The 17,732-nt window shown below is 60.9% G+C and carries 17 protein-coding genes; 9 read left to right on the forward strand and 8 right to left on the reverse strand.

Going from position 1 to position 17,732, the window contains the following annotated elements:
- The first annotated feature begins 93 nt into the window (after positions 1-93).
- A complete protein-coding gene (locus VGD45_RS34190) occupies positions 94-1,086 on the forward strand; it encodes a serine hydrolase domain-containing protein (protein ID WP_349263338.1) in 993 nt (330 codons plus the stop codon).
- Here VGD45_RS34190 and VGD45_RS22270 read toward each other — a convergent pair.
- The gene (locus tag VGD45_RS22270; RefSeq protein ID WP_331157553.1) at positions 1,061-2,149 is read right to left on the reverse strand and encodes a nitronate monooxygenase; all 1,089 of its coding nucleotides are present in this window, start codon (positions 2,147-2,149) and stop codon (positions 1,061-1,063) included. The two genes, VGD45_RS34190 and VGD45_RS22270, sit on opposite strands and share 26 nt — an antisense overlap.
- Positions 2,150-2,206: 57 nt before the next feature.
- Positions 2,207-2,836, reverse strand: coding sequence for a hypothetical protein (locus tag VGD45_RS22275; protein WP_331157554.1), 630 nt, complete (start codon positions 2,834-2,836; stop codon positions 2,207-2,209).
- A 512-nt stretch (positions 2,837-3,348) separates the two neighbouring features.
- Between VGD45_RS22275 and VGD45_RS22280 the strand changes: the two genes are divergently transcribed.
- On the forward strand, positions 3,349-5,553 hold the full coding sequence (locus tag VGD45_RS22280) for a helix-turn-helix domain-containing protein (protein WP_331157555.1): 2,205 nt from the start codon (positions 3,349-3,351) through the stop codon (positions 5,551-5,553).
- A gap of 17 nt (positions 5,554-5,570) precedes the next feature.
- On the opposite strand, the gene VGD45_RS22285 is transcribed toward VGD45_RS22280, so the two are convergent.
- The 4 genes from VGD45_RS22285 to VGD45_RS22300 form a co-directional block, all read right to left on the reverse strand.
- Positions 5,571-6,431 (reverse strand): alpha/beta hydrolase, encoded by an 861-nt coding sequence (locus VGD45_RS22285; protein WP_331157556.1) that lies wholly within the window; start codon positions 6,429-6,431, stop codon positions 5,571-5,573.
- Between the two features lie 33 nt (positions 6,432-6,464).
- Complete coding sequence (locus VGD45_RS22290; RefSeq protein ID WP_331157557.1) at positions 6,465-7,049, reverse strand: pyridoxamine 5'-phosphate oxidase family protein; 585 nt, start codon at positions 7,047-7,049, stop codon at positions 6,465-6,467.
- An 81-nt stretch (positions 7,050-7,130) separates the two neighbouring features.
- Positions 7,131-7,610, reverse strand: coding sequence for a hypothetical protein (locus tag VGD45_RS22295; RefSeq protein WP_331157558.1), 480 nt, complete (start codon positions 7,608-7,610; stop codon positions 7,131-7,133).
- Between the two features lie 103 nt (positions 7,611-7,713).
- Positions 7,714-8,442, reverse strand: a complete 729-nt coding sequence (locus VGD45_RS22300; protein ID WP_331157559.1) for a DUF429 domain-containing protein — start codon at positions 8,440-8,442, stop codon at positions 7,714-7,716.
- Positions 8,443-8,649: 207 nt separating this feature from the next.
- On the opposite strand from VGD45_RS22300, the gene VGD45_RS22305 reads away from it, so the two are divergent.
- The 6 genes from VGD45_RS22305 (at position 8,650) to VGD45_RS22330 (ending at position 15,410) form a co-directional block, all read left to right on the forward strand.
- Complete coding sequence (locus VGD45_RS22305) at positions 8,650-8,970, forward strand: EthD family reductase (RefSeq protein ID WP_331157560.1); 321 nt, start codon at positions 8,650-8,652, stop codon at positions 8,968-8,970.
- Positions 8,971-9,058: 88 nt separating this feature from the next.
- On the forward strand, positions 9,059-11,212 hold the full coding sequence (locus VGD45_RS22310; RefSeq protein ID WP_331157561.1) for a TonB-dependent siderophore receptor: 2,154 nt from the start codon (positions 9,059-9,061) through the stop codon (positions 11,210-11,212).
- A 101-nt stretch (positions 11,213-11,313) separates the two neighbouring features.
- A complete protein-coding gene (locus VGD45_RS22315; RefSeq protein WP_331157562.1) occupies positions 11,314-12,573 on the forward strand; it encodes an SGNH/GDSL hydrolase family protein in 1,260 nt (419 codons plus the stop codon).
- A 95-nt stretch (positions 12,574-12,668) separates the two neighbouring features.
- Positions 12,669-14,120, forward strand: a complete 1,452-nt coding sequence (locus VGD45_RS22320; protein ID WP_331157563.1) for a PLP-dependent aminotransferase family protein — start codon at positions 12,669-12,671, stop codon at positions 14,118-14,120.
- A gap of 86 nt (positions 14,121-14,206) precedes the next feature.
- Positions 14,207-15,139 (forward strand): DUF5996 family protein, encoded by a 933-nt coding sequence (locus VGD45_RS22325; protein WP_331157564.1) that lies wholly within the window; start codon positions 14,207-14,209, stop codon positions 15,137-15,139.
- A gap of 85 nt (positions 15,140-15,224) precedes the next feature.
- Entirely contained in the window at positions 15,225-15,410 is a 186-nt protein-coding gene (locus tag VGD45_RS22330; RefSeq protein ID WP_331157565.1) for a hypothetical protein, read from the forward strand.
- A 78-nt stretch (positions 15,411-15,488) separates the two neighbouring features.
- Here VGD45_RS22330 and VGD45_RS22335 read toward each other — a convergent pair whose 3' ends face one another.
- Together VGD45_RS22335 and VGD45_RS22340 are read right to left on the reverse strand one after the other, a co-directional pair.
- Entirely contained in the window at positions 15,489-16,124 is a 636-nt protein-coding gene (locus VGD45_RS22335) for an NADPH-dependent FMN reductase (protein WP_331157566.1), read from the reverse strand.
- Positions 16,121-16,732 (reverse strand): LysE family translocator, encoded by a 612-nt coding sequence (locus VGD45_RS22340; RefSeq protein WP_331157567.1) that lies wholly within the window; start codon positions 16,730-16,732, stop codon positions 16,121-16,123. Before VGD45_RS22340 ends, VGD45_RS22335 begins: the two co-directional genes overlap by 4 nt.
- Positions 16,733-16,791: 59 nt before the next feature.
- On the opposite strand from VGD45_RS22340, the gene VGD45_RS22345 reads away from it, so the two are divergent.
- Positions 16,792-17,727, forward strand: coding sequence for a LysR substrate-binding domain-containing protein (locus VGD45_RS22345; protein WP_331157568.1), 936 nt, complete (start codon positions 16,792-16,794; stop codon positions 17,725-17,727).
- Positions 17,728-17,732: the final 5 nt, after the last annotated feature.

The following is a 17,732-nucleotide window of genomic DNA, read 5'->3' on the forward strand; positions in this document are numbered from 1 at the left end:
GACCCCGACGCGGATTTCAGTTATGACTTCGAAGATCTGGCCTTCACTCGCAGTGGCGAGTGTCCAGCTCAAAGCCACGCGGAGACCGGCGATATGCAATCTCGAGTCGATCAACCGATGAGCCGCTACGACGGGGCAGTGCCGGGCGCCTCACTGTTGATCGTGCAGGATGGCAAGCCGCTCGTGCGCCGCTCTTACGGACTGTCGAATCTCGAAGAGCAAACGGTCGCCACGCCTGATACGAACTACCGCCTCGCCTCGGTCACGAAACAGTTCACGGCCGCCGCCATTCTGTTACTCGCCGAGGACGGCAAACTTGACCTCGACGACCCGCTGCGAAAATGGTTTCCGAGCTTGCCGGAGGTCGCCACGAGAATGACGCTTCGGCATGTGCTGACGCATACCTCCGGCCTCATCGACTACGAGGATGTGATTCCACCCACGATGACCGGCCAGTTGCACGATGCGGACGTCCTCGAGATTCTCGAGACTCAGAACCGCACGTACTTCACTCCTGGCACGGCTTATCGGTATAGCAACAGTGGCTATGCACTGCTCGCGCTGATCGTCGGCAAAGCGTCCGGTAAGGACTTCGCCACCTTCCTCAAGGAACGCATCTTCGTGCCGTTGGGCATGACGAACACCGTGGCGTATGAAGAAGGCGTGTCGAGCGTCAATCGTCGCGCCTTCGGTTACAGCGAGGAGCACGGGCGCTGGACCCGAACGGATCAAAGCCAGACGAGTGCGGTGTTGGGCGACGGCGGCATCTATTCCTCCATCGACGATCTCGCCAAATGGGACGTCGCTCTCTATGACGATCGCCTGCTCAGCGCTCGCTCGCGACAGCTTGCGTTCACCCCGGTCGTCGACAGCGACGATCCCAACGTCCGCTACGGCATGGGTTGGCGCATCACCGAGGAACAGATTGGCGGCAGCACGCTCTGGCACTCGGGCGAGACGATCGGTTTTCGCAACGTGATCGTCCGTTATCCCGAACGACGCTTCACCGTCGTGCTGTTGAGCAATCGCAACGATCCCGAGCCGTATCAGACCGCGCGAGCTATTGCGCAGTTGTTCTTGAGGTAGGTTCTGCGGCGCTCGCTGCTCGCCATTCTTCAGCGAGCTTTTTCATCAACTCGCTAGCCGGCATCTCGCGGGCGAGTGGCGCGCCCTGCCCGGCCCAATAAGCGGCGAATTCATGATTGCCTTTTGCGCTCGCCGCCGCGTGCAAGGCCTTTCCCGCATCGTAGGCAATCGGATAGTCCGGCAGCAACGCTTCCGACATCTCGTACATGCGATTGGGCAGCCCTCGCGCGGGCCGGCCGGAGATCGCGGCAGTAATTCTAGTGTGATGCGCCCGTCCGCTTCTCATCTGTTCCCGGTAAGCGGCATTGGCCGACGACTCCGGGCAAAGAACGAATGCCGTGCCGAGTTGTACCCCCGCCGCTCCCAACGACATGGCGGCCGCAATTCCCTGTCCATCCATGATTCCACCCGCCGCGACGATCGGCCGCTGGTACTGTTGCGCCAACATTCGAACCAGCGCGAACGTACCGATACCGTCATCGCCAAGGTCTGGCTCGAACACTCCTCGATGCCCGCCTGCCTCGATACCTTGCGCCACTATCGCATCGACACCCGCCCGCCCGCACTCGTTCGCCTCGGCCGCATTGGTCGCGCAGCCCAGCGTCACAATTCCCGCCTCGCGTAGCCTGCTAATCCATTCGGGCGCCGGCAATCCAAAATGGAAACTCACAACCGCCGGCCGCTCCTCCAGCAGCATCGCCAACATGGCCTCGTTGCCGATGAACGTCTCGTAGATCTCCCGCAACTTCACCGGCGGCTTCGCCCCAAACTCCGCGAAGATCGGCGCGAGGTGCGCAAGCCATTCGCTCTCACGCTTCACATCCGCGACAGCGCGCCGATGACAAAACAAATTGACGTTAAACGGCCACGATGTGAGCCTTCGCGTGTCGCGAATCGAAGCCCTCGCCTGATCTACGCTGCTCGCGCCGAGTCCCAGCGAACCCAGCCCACCGCTATTCGATACTGCTGCCGCCAGCTTCGGCGTGGAGACGCCCGCCATCGGCGCTTGGATGATCGGGTGCTCGATGCCCAGCAGAGCGAGCAGTGCTTTGGTCTGACTCATGCATCGATAGTAACGCGAACTATCGATGGCGAGTAAATGCTACCAACGTCGCGAGACCTACTCAGAGTTCTCGCCCTGCCGCTGCCGATCTGGGTCAGACACACAGCGTCCATTGAGCCTGACCTTCATATTGATGTAGCCGTGGCCTCGGCATTGACCGCGTGAGTCTGGGCCGTAGTCCGAATATTTCAGAGTCAGTCGCACACAATTCAGCATCGACTCGTCGCGCTCGACCGAGAAGCTGTAGTTTTGACCTTCCATGGGCATCTCTTCCCAATTCGTGACAGCACAGCCTGGCTCGAGGCATAGATCGAACGAGGCCGCCACCTTGTCTTCCACGCAACTGCCGGCGTTGCCCGCTTGCCGGCTGAAAACCTGACTAACACGTTCGGAGGTCTCGACCCTTCGTTTCGGAACTGAATCCGCTTGCTGCGCCAGTCTCCCCGTCGGCGGCACGAACGCCGGGGCCAGACTCACCAGGAATCCCACCAGAATCAGGGCAAGCGCCACCAGCGTCGTATTTGTGACGATTCGCTTGATGACACCGTAGGTTCGCTCCTCGCTCAGTTTCTGGAAAATCCTGAGTGAGAGAATCTTCCCGAGAACCAGGGACAGCATCACGGCTGCCAGGCCGATCAGCGCGAGGGGCTCGCCAAGTTCCGCTACGATCGGGATAAGTCCGTCCACGGATCACTCCCCAACTAAACCGGGGCAGTGGGGAGCCAGGGGAGCCAGGGAATTCGAGGAAACGAACGCGCGCAGCATGATCTGCCCTACAATTCTCGACCGCGTCGACGTCCGCATGACAGTCCTTCGAGCCGCGACTTCTCACTACAGGCCGGAGTGTCGACGGTCTCACCGAACGTCGTCTCGATGAGAGTTAAGGGGAGCGCCTGTTCTTCTCGAAGCGCACCCACATCGCGGGTGCGGTAGCTTGTCTGAAAGACCGGCCGTCGAATGGCATTCGCCCCTCTAAAGATGCGCGCGGCAAAATCCGCGTACTGCTCTCCGAGAAATCGAAATTATTCTTTCGATAAAACGTTCCGATCGGAATATGGTCAGGTCTTCTCTGTAAACGGGGCCGAAACGACGTTTGCATCATCCGTAGTGACCGAAATGATTCGGTCGCACAGGGGGTCAGCCCGAATATCTCACGGTCTTATGGTGTAAGTAGCCGAATTTATTCCCGAGCGAAGGCTGTGCAGTACAACGGAACCAAAATCGGCCGACATTTGACGCTGGTGCGGGAGCGAGCCGGTCTCAAGCAAGCGGACCTGGCCAAACGCATGGACTTGAGTCAGGCCGTCTTGTCCCGCATTGAAACAGGCGAGCGGCCCCTCTCCCTGCAGGAAGCACTGGCCGCCCTGGAGCAAATCGATAGTCCAGAAGCCCGTTCTCTGGCCAACGCCCTGAAACGTTCATGGCAAATTTTGCCGCAACCTCCGCTGGACCATACTGAACAGGATCTGCTGTGGGATGCGGAGAACACCCTCAGGGACCTCATGGCGGTGCGCGACCGGCCTGAGGAAACTCAGCTGCGCGTGCGACGCGCTTCTGAATACATATCGGAGATAAAACGCGGTAGCGCACGCTTGCTCAAACGCGATCATCCCATCGTATTCATGGGCAGCATCGGCATGGGCAAGACTCAGGCGCTATGCCAAGTGCTCGAGTTGTTGGCTATCGCGCAAGATGGCTCACGGGTCCCTGCACTCGAGGTCGGCGGCGGTGGCACCACAGTATGCGAGGTTCACATCCGAACCGGCCCGCAGTATGGCATTTTGGTCGAGCCCCGCACGGCATGGGAGCTTCGCCACGATATCGAGGATCTGGCCGATCAAGTTCTGGGCGACGGCAGCGACAGCAGCTCTCCCATCGCCACTGAATCGCAACGCCTCAACAACGAAGTCTCACGCGCGATACGCAACATGGCGGGTCTGGCCGTGCAGCGGGTCAGGCAGAGCGATGGCAAGCGCATCGTCCACGATCCGCTGAGCACCCTCGCCCTCGATTTTCCGGATCGTGGCGAGCTCGTCATCGAGATTCAGAGCCGCATGGAGCTCCATCAACGTGGCCGGCGGGATATCTGGTATGACAGTGCCTGCGGTAAATCGCCGATGGTCTGGTTGAAGGAAACATTTTCTTCCATCAACAACGGTCAGAACAAAGAATTCCCGCTGCCTAAACGCATCGAGGTCGTCAGGCCGCCACTACCTGGGGACGTACCGGACCTGAACCTGAGATACATCGACACCAAGAGCATCGACCGCATGGTCGCCCGCGAGGATCTCGAGTGTCACTTCGACGATCCACACACGCTGGTCGTGTTGTGTTCCGCCTTCAACAACGCCCCGGCGGCCGAGACGCGCCTGCTGATCGAACGCGCCCGGGACGCAGGTCACCGGAATCTCAAAGCACACATCGCCATCCTGGTACTACCCCGGCCTGGCGAAGCGTTGGCGATGAAGGACGATGCCACCTCGGAACCGGTGCAAAGCGTCCAGGAAGGATACGAGCTGAAAGACGAGCAGATACGCCGTGCCCTGAGCCCGCTACGACTGGAACACATCGGGCTGAGCTTCTTCAACGCCGTGGAGGATTCGCCCACAGACCTGCAGCGGTTCCTGGTGGAACGACTCCGGGAACTGCGGTTCACCTTCAAGGAGCAACTGCAAGCAGTGATAACCGGCGCGCGCGCGTTGATCGATGATGACGAAAAGAATGCGTCGGCTTCGGCGCAGGATGTGAGACAGGCGATGTATGGCTGGGCCGCCACACACGGCAGGATGGATCCGGTCCATACGCACGTCCACGACAGCCTGCTGGCCCAGATCCAAGTCGCCTATGCGAGTACGATCCGTGCATCCATTCGACGGCAAGGCGAATGCTCGGATCTGAGCTACGATCACCATATCGGTTATGGAGCGCGGCGGCTCGCATTCGCCGTGCTCGGCAAGTCTGTTACGGAGTTTCACAACCACTGCAACAGTCTCTTGAATGACTCCCACTATGCCGACGCCAGGGAGCTCATCGAGCAGGCCAGGCGAGTGCTCGATCGCTCCTATGAGGATCTGTTGAGGAAAGTCGAAATGGCAGCTCAGTTCATATTCCGAGAGACTTCGCAGTCGTCTCCGTCGCTCTGGCGCGAGTGTTCCTTGGAGTGGAGCCGCGGCCCGGGGCTCAAGGAGCGAGTTGCGGAAAGAAACCGTGCATGGTTCGTCTCGGAACAGCCGCTTCGCATGGAAAGACAACTGATCGCGCTGATCGAGCGCGAATGGAAAAAAGCCTTGAACGCCGTGCTGGAGTTGAGCTCGACCGATTCCTCCTTGCAACCCATGTCACAGACTCGAACCTTGGAAGTTCCGGTCAGCCTGGCAGGGCCGCAGAGGGTCGCAACAGGATAAGCGGCGTAGCTCCGCCTTCAACGCTGCTTACGGCCGATGAACTCGACCATAAGCGACGCAGCTGCGCCCGCGTGCGTTTCCAACATGAGATGCCCGGCATCGAGAATGTGAGCCTCCATCCTCGGCAGCGCCTGCATCCATGACAGGGTCTCGGCGATGTCGAAGAATGGATCGTGTCTTCCCCACAGCATCAGGGCCGGCGGCTGTCGGCGTTTGAGATATTCGGCGATAGCATCGAAGCGTGCGACGTAGTTCCCATAGTCCAGGAGCAGCGCGCGATGCATTCCCATCCGTCCGGGCAAGGACATCACACGCCAATCTTCCTTCCAACCTTCGCCTGAAATCCGGGCGGCGACGTCCGAGGGAACATTGCCGAAATACTGATATTTCGTACCCTCGAATGTCAGATGCGACGTGGCCGCCGCTTCAGTCTTGGCGTTCGGCTGCGCCCAGAACGCTTGCGTGTCGGCCCATTGCGGCCCAAACCCGCTTCGATGCGCGTTGGCGTTTTGAACGATCAGGCCCAGGACTCGCTCTGGCGCCTGCATGGCGATGTGGAAGCCCACGGGAGCGCCGAAATCATGCAGGTAAATGTAGCGCGGCCCGATCTCTAGCCGAGCGAGCAACTCCGAGATTGCCTCCCCGTAGGCGGGAAACGAAACTGTCGGCAGAACATCCGATTCGCCAAAGCCCGGCAGATCGGGCGCGATCACGTAAGCGACCTGCGAGAGCTCGGGCACAACGTCCCGAAACGTTTGCGCAGAGGTAGGAAATCCGTGCAAAAGGAGCAATGCGGGCTTGGACGCCTCACCCGCCGTGAAGTAGGACAAGTCGCTGCCGCCTGACAAGCGCAGTCGTTGACGCGTCGCTGTGCGCATGTACCAAATCCCTCCTGATCGTCCGTGCCGAACTCAGACCTTTCTGGGCGGAACCACCTCTTTCCACGCTGGGTTCGACTTCCAGCCCGGTTCCGTGGGCGGCTCCCCGTCGCGAGGCACATAGGGCGACGGTTTGCCGGCCGCTAAATCGGGAATGTATCGCGGGCAGTTGGGAAAAATGTCGATCGGCGTAACGCGAACCAATCCCTGCGCGCCCACGAACTCCCGCATCAGCGGATCGTTCAACACGACTTCCGCGCGTCCATTGACACGCAGACGCTTGGGGGCCTCTCCCATGCGAATGAACAACAAACCTACGAACGGGTTGAGGCTGATGTTCCCCAGACTCTTGAACATGCCGTTACCGTCGTAGTCCGGCCACACCAGCAGATCGGGTCGCACGATGCGTACGAAACCGGGCGCCCCGCCCTTGAAGGAACAATCGGGCTGGCCGCCCGGCGCGGCGGTGGCCAGAAAGAAAAACTCCACCGAGTGAATGAACGCCCTGTCTTCATCGTTGAATTCGGACCGGCGCAGACGCTCGACCAACCGGTCGGCCAGAGCCGTCGAACCGAACTGCTGCTGCAGTTCACGGTTACCGTTGTGAAACATCGCCATGGGATGCCTCCGGAGAAGCCTCATTTATAATGAGTCAAGGTCGTTAGCTCGCTCCGAAGTTTCCTTGGATGGATGCGGCGCCTACTGCTTGTCGAACACCAGCACGTTGTCGGCCTTCTCGCCGTTGACCATGGTGAGCTGCATTTTCGAGGTCAATGTCTTCCCGTCCTTGGATACGGTACGGCTGGTGGTGCCGACGGTTTTGCCGCCCTTTTTCAATTTGAACTCGGCGGTATTGGCGTCGACCTGTTCGGCCGAGAGGCTGTCGAAATCGGGGTTTCCCATTACGGGATAGTCCTTGCCGTCGAGCTGATACGAGGTCCGGCTGGTCGCCTCCTTGCCATCGGCGCTCATCGACTTCATGACCAGCGAGATGCGCTGACCGGACTGTGAGTATGTCCTCGTCTGACTCTTGAGCGCCGGACCGGAGGTGAATGTGGACTTCGCGGCGTTGAGCTTCCAGGTGCCGATCACCGGGTCCGAACCCATCTCGGCGGCAACTGCCACACCGCTGACCGCCGCCACGAATGCAAACACCGCGGATATGAATAGCGCTTTCATGTTCGTCTCCCATCGCTTGTTCGATGTTGGACAGGCGTTCGCAAGCATGCTCGCAACCGCTTTGCGCAAACAAGGCAAGCGCAATGCAGCGTGGCGCGTTCGATCACGCCGGAATCCAGATTGCGGCGGCTGAATCGCCGAAACCCGTGACTGATCCTTTGAGAAAACAAACGCCCACCCAGGCACAGACGATCGCATCGATCACATCCTCGGCGGCCTTCTTCGAACGGCAGGATCGAATTGCCTCGGAGATCGCGGACTGGGCCCCTGCGATCTCGTGCTCCAATCGTTCAGCGATCTCCCGCCAGACTCGCAGCAGAGACTCTTTTCTTTCGGATGCGGTCATGCCCGGCCAGTACTGACTGCACTTCGACGCCTTGTACGGCAGGCGACGATCGCTCCTGCAGAGATGGATCAGGGCAGGATGGGGATACACTTCAATCAACTGTTTAGCTGACGTCTGCCGACGCATTGTTTGCAACACGTATCCTTGCTTTTCGAAAGCGCGCTGCAGATTACGACCATGGGCGCCCGGCCGCTCGACAGACGGGCTGTGAGTTCCCGCTCCCATCGCACCGAACGCACTCGACACAAGATCATCTGCCGCGCGCCTTCGTGAAATTGGCTCGGTGGATAGCGGCATATCAACAGCTATCAAGTCCGGCAGTCGCCCGCTCAGGCGAACTGTTGCCTCAAGGATTTCTTCTGCCTCCAACCGCGATCCTTTGCGACTCCGCCAGTCCACCTTGGCATCCTGCTTCAACTCACAAAAGGCAGCGTAGGATGGAGCCGCAGCGAGGAGCACCGCCCGGCGCCCGACGACTTCAACCACAGCCACTCCACTCGATCCCGCTTCCGTCCACCCCGCATCGATCCCGACCACAATGCGTTTCCCGCGACCAGTATTCGACCGAGAGCTTCGCTGACCTTCAGTCACGGAGAACTCCAATGCGTACTCGAAGCCTGCGCTAACGGTGGACGAAATTGCGCCACAGGCGCAGGATCGGCCCCTTGGGGCGTAACGTACAGGAGACTGGCGATGATCAAGGTCAGCGTTATGTATCCGCATCAGTCCAATGCCCGGTTCGACCACGCCTACTATCGCGACAAGCACATGCCCCTCGTGCAGGAGCGTCTGGGATCGGCGTGCCGTTTCTATACCGTCGACAAGGGGCTCGTCGGTGGCAGCCCAGGCGAGGCGCCCACGTACGTCGCCATGTGTCACATCTACTGCGATTCCGTCGACGCGTTCAATAAAGCGTTCGCTCCGCATGCCAACGAAATTCTCGGCGACATTCCGAACTACACCGATCTGACGCCGGTCCTGCAGATCAGCGAGGTCGTGGTCGGTCAGCCATAAGTCCCAACGCGCTCACAATTCGGATGCGAATCATTCGCATTCGTGTATAGTCCCATCCCGTCCGCCGAGGTCGGCGTGGAGACGGGACATGGATTCGATGGGATTTCGCAGCGGTTTCCGGCGTGATTTGCCGAAAAATGCGGTGGCGCTGGCAGTCGCTTTGGCACTGATGTCGGGCGACCGCGCCAGGGCGGCTGAATCGCTGGAAGAAGTGGTGGTCGAGAGCACCTACACCACCGGCGATCGGCTCGACACTGCGACGGGGCTCGGTCTCACGATCCTCGAGACGCCGCAATCGGTCTCGGTGATGACGTTCGAGCGCATTCTCGACCAGAACCTGCGGTCGCTGTCCGATGTCGTGAACAGCGCGCCCGGCGTCTCCGGCAAATTGCGAGACAGCTCGCGCCATGCGTTCTCGGCACGCGGCTTTGACATCGACAACTATCAAATAGACGGCGTGCCGATGGAATGGACCTCCGGCGGTGACGCCGGCGAAACCGAAAGCGACACGGCGCTGTACGAGCGCATCGAAATCGTACGCGGCGCGACGGGCTTGCTGACCGGCGCGGGCGATCCTTCGGCGTCGATCAACCTGGTACGCAAGCACGCGGACAGCAGGGAATTCGAAGGCTTCACGACGCTCGGCTTCGGGCGGTGGAGTCAGCGTCACGCGATGCTCGACATCGGCTCACCACTCGCACTCGACGGTCGAGTGCTTGGCCGCGCCGTGTTGAATTACGAAGAAGGCGACTCCTTCGTCCGGCTGCTCGGAAACAAGAAATCCGTCGGCTACGCGGTTGTCGATGCTGACATCACCGATCGAACGTTGATCCGCGCCGGCTTCAGCTATCAGGACAACGATCCGACCGCTTCGACATGGGGCGGCTTGCCCTCTTGGTACGCCGATGGCAGCCGTACCGATTTCCCGGCCTCGCATACGATCGGCGCGCGCTGGACACGTTGGGCGTCGACCAATCGCAACTACTTTGTAACGGCACGCCAACAGCTCAACGACCGTTGGGACATTCGCATCGATTACAACAACGCCCGCAACGACGCGGAACTGGCGCTGCTGTATCTGTTCGGCTCGCCGGATCGAGACACCGGCCTCGGACTCGGTGCATCACCCTATCGCTCCGACACCAGCCGCGAGCAATACAGCATCGGCGCGCGGTTGTCCGGCAGTTACGATCTATTCGGGCGCACGCATGAGCTCATCGCCGGCTATACATACATCGACCAAACCTACTTCGCCGACAACCGCGCCGCCATCTCAAGCACGATCGCGCCTATCGGCGACTTCAACGAGTGGGACGGCAACTATCCCGAGCCGACCTGGGGTCCGGCCAGCACCGACGTCGATCAGGATACGAAACAATCGGGGTTCTATCTCGCCACTCGCATCTCCATCACCGAGCCCTTGAAAGTAGTGGCCGGCGCGCGACTCGCCGAGTGGGAGCAAACCGGCTTCGCCTATGGCTCGGACACCGATTACGGCGACTCGAACGTATTCATTCCATACATCGGCGCGCTCTACGACGTCACCGAGAGTCATCGCGTTTACGGCAGCTATACAGAGATCTTCAAGCCGCAGAATGCTCGAGATCGCAATGGCCGGCTGCTCGACCCGATTACCGGACGCGCCTCTGAATTGGGACTCAAAAGCGCGTTCTTGAACGGCGCCCTGCATACCACGGTCGCGATCTTCCGGATCGAACAGGACAGTCTCGCACAGCCTGATCCCGGTGGCTTCCTTCCAGGCACGAACCTCCCGGCATCGCGAGCCGCCGAAGGCGCCCAAAGCGAAGGTTTCGAAATCGAAGTGGTCGGCCGTCCGTTGCCTGGCTGGGAAGCGAGCTTGAGCTATACCAAGTTCAGCGTGAAGGATGCGCAAGAGGTGGACGTCAACACCGATCAGCCCCGCGAGCTGTTCAAACTGTTTACGACCTATGAGTTCCTCGACTCCCTGCCCCGCCTGACCATCGGCGGCGGCGTGAACTGGGAAGGCGGCAATTACACCGCAACCGCCAACCCCATCACCCAGGCACCCGAACGTCTGGAGCAAGACGCGTTTGCACTGGTGCACTTGATGGCGCGCTACGCAATCAGCGACACAATCTCCGCGCAATTGAACATCGATAACCTGCTGGACGAGGACTACTACGACCAGATCGGTTTCTACAACCAGCTGGCATTCGGCGAGCCTCGCAATTACAACTTCGGCGTCACCTACCGGTTCTGACAACTGGTTTTATACAACTGCGGCGAAGTGGAGCTACCCCGCGGCGGTCTCGCGTCCTCACACTGCAGCGCCTGACACGGGCAATGCAGGAGACATGAGACATGGAAAAACTGATCAAGTTATCGCGCCGTTACCTGGTCGCAGCGGCGGCCGGTATTCTCATCGCAACCGCGAGCGCCGCTCCAACTCACGCGCAAACAAGTGAGCTGGGTGGCGCACGCTGGGTCGCCACCTGGAGCGCGCCGCTCATGGCGAACGGCACGAGTTATGGCGATGCCTCACGATCTTTCGACAATCAAACCGTACGCCAGATCGTTCCCATCAGTGTGGGCGGCACGAAAGTACGCGTACGTTTGTCGAATGAGTATGGCGAAGCACCGCTGATCATCGGATCCGCCAGCGTGGCCGTGCCCGCGAGTGGCTCGGCCATCGTGCCGAATTCGTATCGTCCGCTGAGATTCCGAGGGCAGACGTCGGTCGTGATTCCGCGAGGCGCGGTGGCGCTGAGCGATCCGATTCAGATGCAAGTGCCAACGAACAGCCAACTCGCAATCAGCGTGTACGTCGCGCAGGACACGGGCATGGCCGCCTATCACCCGAACGGCAACCAGACGGTCTATATTTCCTCTCCGGGAGACTTCAGCGACGCCGCCGACTTTCCGACCCAGGCCATCACACGGTCACGCTACTGGTTGACCTTTGTCGAAGTGTTGTCGCCGCATTGGGTTGGCGCACTCGCCCTATTCGGCGATTCGATCAGCGAAGGCTCCACTACCACACAAGACGCAAATCTCCGGGTCAGCGATGTTTTGTCGCGGACGATCAACTCTCCGCCAGGTGGCGCGCGGCTCGCGATCCTGAATCAGTCCACTGGTTGCGCACGGCTGTTGTTCGATTTCTGTGGACCGAGCGGCATTTCACGATTTGAGCGTGAAGTGCTGAACGCGACGGGCATCACCCACGTGTTAATCGAGCTCGGTTACGTGGACATCATTTATCCCACGGTGTTTGGCGCTCCGGCCGAGACCGTCAGCGCGGATCAGATCATCGCAGGCCTGCGACAACTGATACGTCGCGCCAAGCTCAGAGGGCTTCGAGTCTACGGCGCCACGCTCTTGCCGAACGGCGGCTCGATTTTCGAGAACGTCTTTACTCCCGAGAACGAAGCCAAGCGGCAGGCCGTCAATCGTTGGATCCGCACCACGCGGGAGTTCGACGCCGTGGCGGACTACGATCTGGCCCTGCGCGACCCGAGCGAGCCCACGCGAATGTTGGCAGCGTACGATACCGGCGATGGCCTGCATCCGAACGATGCCGGTCACGCAGAACTGGCCCGCACGATCGTGCTTTCGCTGCGTTGATCGCCAGTTCAATATGATCGGGAAGGATGGCCGCGTCGGTGCCCATGCAGAGCCGATGCGGCCTTCGGCGCATCGCTCTTCAGGGAAGACGAGTCATGGCCAAGATCGTCACGCTGCCGATCCGCATCGAACCTGCCTGCGGTCAAACGCTGCAGGATCAGATCTACGCCTGTATTCGCAGGTCCATCATCGAGGGCCTGCTGACTGCGGACAGCCGCTTGCCCTCCACTCGCGCGTTGGCGGCCGATCTTGGCGTTTCACGCACGACGGTGCTGCTGGCCTTCGAGCAATTGAAGGCGGAAGGCTACATCGTGCCCAAGCCGGGTTCGGGCATTTACATCGCCAAAGAGTTGCCGGACCGGCGACCTGATCTGCACGTCGTGACCGCGGCGTCGACAATGAAACATCCGCTGCTTTCCGCGCGCGGTCGGTCGCTAGCACGTGCTCGGGCCATCGATCGCCGCATGCCGTTACCGCCTCGCCCGTTTCGAGTGGGCACGCCCGCCGTCGATTTGTTTCCTGTTCGACTGTGGTCTCAAATCGCCAGACAGTGCGTGCGATCGTTGTCGCCGGCGCGCCTGGATTACTCGCGACTCGCCGGTCTCAACAGGTTACGTCAGGCGATCGCCGAACAAATGCGCTCACGCGGCACGAGCTGCGACCCAGAGCAAGTACTCGTGGTGGCCGGGGCTCAACGCGGGATCGATCTGGTGTTTCATCTGTTACTGGATGTGGGCGATGCCGTTTGGATCGAGGATCCTGGCTATCCAGGCGCGCATAGCGCTCTGCTCTCGGCGGGCGCGACTGCAGTGTGCATGCCGGTGGATTCGGAGGGAATGATCGTTGCGCGACAAAGCGCCGCTCGCCTCGCATATGTCACGCCGTCGCATCAGTTCCCGCTCGGCATGCCGATGAGTCTCGAACGGCGGCACAGCCTGCTCGCCTGGGCCAGCGAGTCGCTCGCGTGGATCCTGGAGGACGACTACGACTGCATCTTCCGTTACGACGCTCAGCCACTGCCCTGCCTGCACGCGCTCGATCCGGACGGCCGCGTCATTTACGTGGGCTCGTTCAGCAAAACTTTGTTTCCAGCGCTGCGCCTCGGCTTTCTGATCGTGCCCAGCGATCTGGTGGACGGCTTCAGCCGTGCGCGAATGGCGAGCGACGTTCATCCACCGCTGCTCGATCAAATGATTCTCTCCGAGTTCATCACGCGCGGTCACTACCAGCGACACGTCCGTCGCATGCAACTCGAATATGCGGAGAGGCTGCAGGCGCTACGAACAGCCATCGAACGTACCGGCGCGCCGTTACGCCTTCGACCGGTGCACTCCGGGCTCCACGCAGTCGCCGATCTCGAAGGCGTCGATGCCGAACGGGCCTTTTCCCAGGCCGCCGCACGCAACATCGAGGTCACGCCACTGTCGGCGTACAACTATGGCAGCGGCCCAAGTCAAAACGCGCTGATGCTGGGATTCGGCGCGTGCCGGCCAGCGGCGCTTCGCGCCGGCATGTGGCAACTCGCTGCCGCCATCGATGCAGCCTGACGCCGCTGACGTAGGTCTGCTTCCGCTTCCGTTCATGGCGCCAGAGGGCGCATGCTTGCACCTTCGCCACCGTTCGAAGGCAAGTCATGCCGCAAAACGACGACTCCGCCAGCTGGCCGCCGCTGCCCTATCAAGCGTGGCGCGATACGTACCAGACGCTGCATCTGTGGCTGCAAATCGTGGGCAAGATTTCTCTTGCGCAATGCTCGTGGATCAATCACTCCTGGCACGTGGCATTACTCACCACGGCGCGGGGGCTCAGCACGCGCCTCCTCGGTACGGGCGACAAGGCATTCCAGATCGACTTCGATTTCGTGGAGCACGTGCTATCGATCCGACTCCTGAACGGCGCCGTCGTCGCCATTCCGCTCGAGCCCCGATCGACAGCGAGCTTTTACAGAAAGATCATGGACGCGATGAAACAGGTCGGCGTGCCCGTGGCGATTCACACCATGCCTTCCGAACTGCCCGATGCGATCCCGTTCGACACCGACGAGGTGCATGGTTCATACGACCGCGAGTTCGCCAATCGATACTGGCGCGTGCTGGCTCAAACGTCCCGAGTGTTCGAGGACTTCCGGGCGCGCTTCATCGGCAAATGCAGCCCCGTGCACTACTTCTGGGGCAGCGCCGATCTCGCCGTCACGCGGTTTTCCGGTCGGACAGCACCACCGCATCCCGGTGGAATTCCCAACCTGCCGGACTGGGTGGCCCGCGAAGCGTATTCGCACGAAGTCAGCAGCGCTGGATTCTGGGCGGGTAACGACCAGAACCCCGAAGCAGTCTTCTATTCATATGCCTATCCGGACCCTCCGGGGTTTGCCGATGCACGCGTGTCCCCGGAAGCAGCGCATTTCAGCGCCTCGCTGCGTGAGTTCGTGCTGCCCTATGAAGCCATGCGCACTGCCCGTGCTCCTGAACAGGCGCTGCTCGCCTTTCTGCAAAGCACGTACGAGGCGGCCGCAACCTTGGGGCAGTGGGATCGCAAAGCGCTGGAGCGTGCTTCGGATCGGCAATAGTTATAACATCGTGGAGCTTGACGCCCCGGCCAGGCATTATGAGTCAGTCTCCCCATTCCATTCAGAGGCGAAATCCAGAGGCGACATGAGCTCGAAAGCACCCGCGAAAAAGGCCAAGACCACCGCCAAGACCGCGTCCCGCAAACCCAAGGCCAGCTGGGCGGAAACCATGAAAAAGGCGCTGGAAAAGAAGCAGCCGCCGGGCGGCTTCCCAGATCAGGGGAAACCGCGCGACTCCACGGTCCAGAAGGTGAGAAAGAACGCCTTCTGATCTCAGAAGCTATGACGAAATCCGGTATGGTCGGACGCACGTCGCCGCAGTCACGGATGACGCGATCGGGAAATGCTGTCAAGAAGCGAAGCGCACGGCTGACGCCTTGCCGCCGTTCATATATTCATTCAAGGCGGACAACACCTGTCGCAGCGACGCGAGTGCCGAAGGATCGGTCAGGCGTCCTTCGGCATCGAATGCCGAATGAGCATTCGCGAGATAAAGCGCTGGCCCAGTCAGCACGCACGCCTCGGTAGCAAACAACACCTGCCGCAGAGCTGCCTGCGCGAGTCGTGTTCCCCAGCGGCCGGCGCTGGCGCCGATCAGCGCAACCGGTTTGCCGACGAGCACTTCATTCGGACCAGGACGCGACAGCCAGTCGATGGCATTCTTGAGCACACCCGGCATCGACTGGTTGTACTCGGGCGTCGCAATCAGTAGCGCGCTCGCAGACGCAACTTGATCGTGCAAGCCGCGAACCGGGCCCGCTGCGAGCTCCGTCGCTTCAATATCTTCATCGAACATCGGCAGCGATCCCAAGCCCTCATACACCTGTATATGCAGCCCTTCGGGAGCGCAGGCCATCGCCGCCTGCAATAAGCGGCGGTTGAACGAATTGCGACGCAGACTTCCGGCGATTGCCAGGACGTGTCCATTTGCAGGACCAGGGCCAAGAGAAATATCTATCATCGTTTCAACACTCCTGGGGATCATCGCTTGACGAGTAATGCGATCGCCGATGCGGCGAGCGCCACGCCCATCGCGCAGTCGAATCGAGCGCGCGCCGCCGCATCCTTCAGCATGCGCGCAGCGAGGCGACCGAATGCGGCCCACGCGATGAGACAAGCCGACGGAATCGCGACGAACAGTGCGAACAGCATCGCTGTCGTTGCAAATCTTCCAGCATCGTCAGCCGCCGGCATCGCCGCACTGACGGTCAGCGCCAAGGTCCACGACTTGGGATTGGTAAACTGAAAAACAAACATTGCGAGGGCGCCATCGGGCACAACCTTCTCAGGCCGCCCAGCGTCCGGAGCACGCTGCAAGCCGCGCCAGACAAGAGTTAGACCGAGCCAGGCCAGATACGTCCCGCCGCACACGGCAATCGCGCTCCGAACCCACGAGTGTTCCTCAACCAAAGCCGCAAGCCCGAGCTGCGTCATTCCCAGCATGGCGAGGCCGCCGAGCACGATACCTGCCATGGCGGGAAACGCGGCCGGCATGCCGTGCGCGACTGTGATTCGTAGTACGGCCAGATTGTTTGGGCCAGGCGTGATCGCTGCCACAGCGATGAGGCTGGCGCCGGCGATCAGCGCTTCCATCGACGTTCCGCCCATTCCACAGAGTTCATAGCCCGCACTCTGCGGCTTTGAGGTGGTCCATGGACGACCTTCCCTGGTCTAATATCTGGACCATGCTCCCGCTCAACGCTTTACGGGCCTTCGCGCTCGCAGTGGAAAAAGGTGGCGTGCGCGCCGCCGCTCGCGAGCTCGCCATCTCCCACTCAGCCGTCAGCCGGCACGTTGCCGAGCTCGAACGCTGGCTGGGAGTTGCCTTGCTCGAACGCGGTCACGGTCCTCGCGTCTTCGCCGTAACACCGCAGGGCCAGCGCCTGGCGCGCGTGACGCTGAATGCACTCGACGATGTTCGTCGCGCGGCAGACGCGCTTCGCGAGCAGCGATCGCGCTATGCGGTCACTGTGTCGACCACGCCTTCGTTTGCCGGACGTTGGTTGTTACCGCGACTTCCGGCATTGGAGCGGGCGCATCCGAGATTGGAAGTGTCCATCGTGGTCGATCAGCGGCTCGACGATCCGCAAAGCTCGGCCAGCGATTTCGCCATCCGTACAGGCGCCGGCGATTGGCCGGCCGTCGTCGCGGAACCGCTCATGGACGATGCGCTGTATCCCGTCATGAGCCCCACTCTTTGGAAGAACGTCGGCCGTCCGCGCGCACTTACCGACTTGCGCCAACTGCGCCTGCTGCATGATCGCGATCCCAACGCCAGCTGGCAGCTGTGGCGCGACCAGCAAGGTCCTGCGGACCTCGATGTCCGCAAAGGCACGCGCTTCACCTCATCCGATCTGGTCCTGCGCGCCGCAGCCCAAGGCCTGGGCGTCGCGGTCGCACGGCATCGCCTGGTGCTGGAAGACCTCGAAACAGGCGCCTTGGTTCGTCCCTTCGCTTCGCACGCAATCACACTCGCCAATGCTTACTGGATCGTCACGCCGTCCGCAGCCGCTCCGCGTGAGGCGGTAAAAATTCTAATCGCATGGCTGCGGCGAGAAGCAAAGCGTCAGCGACGGCCCGACGCTTGATCGAT

This window comes from Steroidobacter sp. (assembly GCF_036402275.1).
GTDB lineage: Bacteria > Pseudomonadota > Gammaproteobacteria > Steroidobacterales > Steroidobacteraceae > Steroidobacter.

Coding starts and splice junctions, on each gene's coding strand:
- VGD45_RS34190 (WP_349263338.1), top strand. CDS start 94: ATGCAATCTCGAGTCGATCAACCGATGAGCCGCTACGACGGGGCAGTG.
- VGD45_RS22345 (WP_331157568.1), top strand. CDS start 16,792: ATGGACGACCTTCCCTGGTCTAATATCTGGACCATGCTCCCGCTCAAC.
- VGD45_RS22330 (WP_331157565.1), top strand. CDS start 15,225: ATGAGCTCGAAAGCACCCGCGAAAAAGGCCAAGACCACCGCCAAGACC.
- VGD45_RS22335 (WP_331157566.1), bottom strand. CDS start 16,124: ATGATCCCCAGGAGTGTTGAAACGATGATAGATATTTCTCTTGGCCCT.
- VGD45_RS22315 (WP_331157562.1), top strand. CDS start 11,314: ATGGAAAAACTGATCAAGTTATCGCGCCGTTACCTGGTCGCAGCGGCG.
- VGD45_RS22305 (WP_331157560.1), top strand. CDS start 8,650: ATGATCAAGGTCAGCGTTATGTATCCGCATCAGTCCAATGCCCGGTTC.
- VGD45_RS22325 (WP_331157564.1), top strand. CDS start 14,207: ATGCCGCAAAACGACGACTCCGCCAGCTGGCCGCCGCTGCCCTATCAA.
- VGD45_RS22270 (WP_331157553.1), bottom strand. CDS start 2,149: ATGAGTCAGACCAAAGCACTGCTCGCTCTGCTGGGCATCGAGCACCCG.
- VGD45_RS22285 (WP_331157556.1), bottom strand. CDS start 6,431: ATGCGCACAGCGACGCGTCAACGACTGCGCTTGTCAGGCGGCAGCGAC.
- VGD45_RS22310 (WP_331157561.1), top strand. CDS start 9,059: ATGGATTCGATGGGATTTCGCAGCGGTTTCCGGCGTGATTTGCCGAAA.
- VGD45_RS22295 (WP_331157558.1), bottom strand. CDS start 7,610: ATGAAAGCGCTATTCATATCCGCGGTGTTTGCATTCGTGGCGGCGGTC.
- VGD45_RS22320 (WP_331157563.1), top strand. CDS start 12,669: ATGGCCAAGATCGTCACGCTGCCGATCCGCATCGAACCTGCCTGCGGT.
- VGD45_RS22340 (WP_331157567.1), bottom strand. CDS start 16,732: ATGGAAGCGCTGATCGCCGGCGCCAGCCTCATCGCTGTGGCAGCGATC.
- VGD45_RS22290 (WP_331157557.1), bottom strand. CDS start 7,049: ATGGCGATGTTTCACAACGGTAACCGTGAACTGCAGCAGCAGTTCGGT.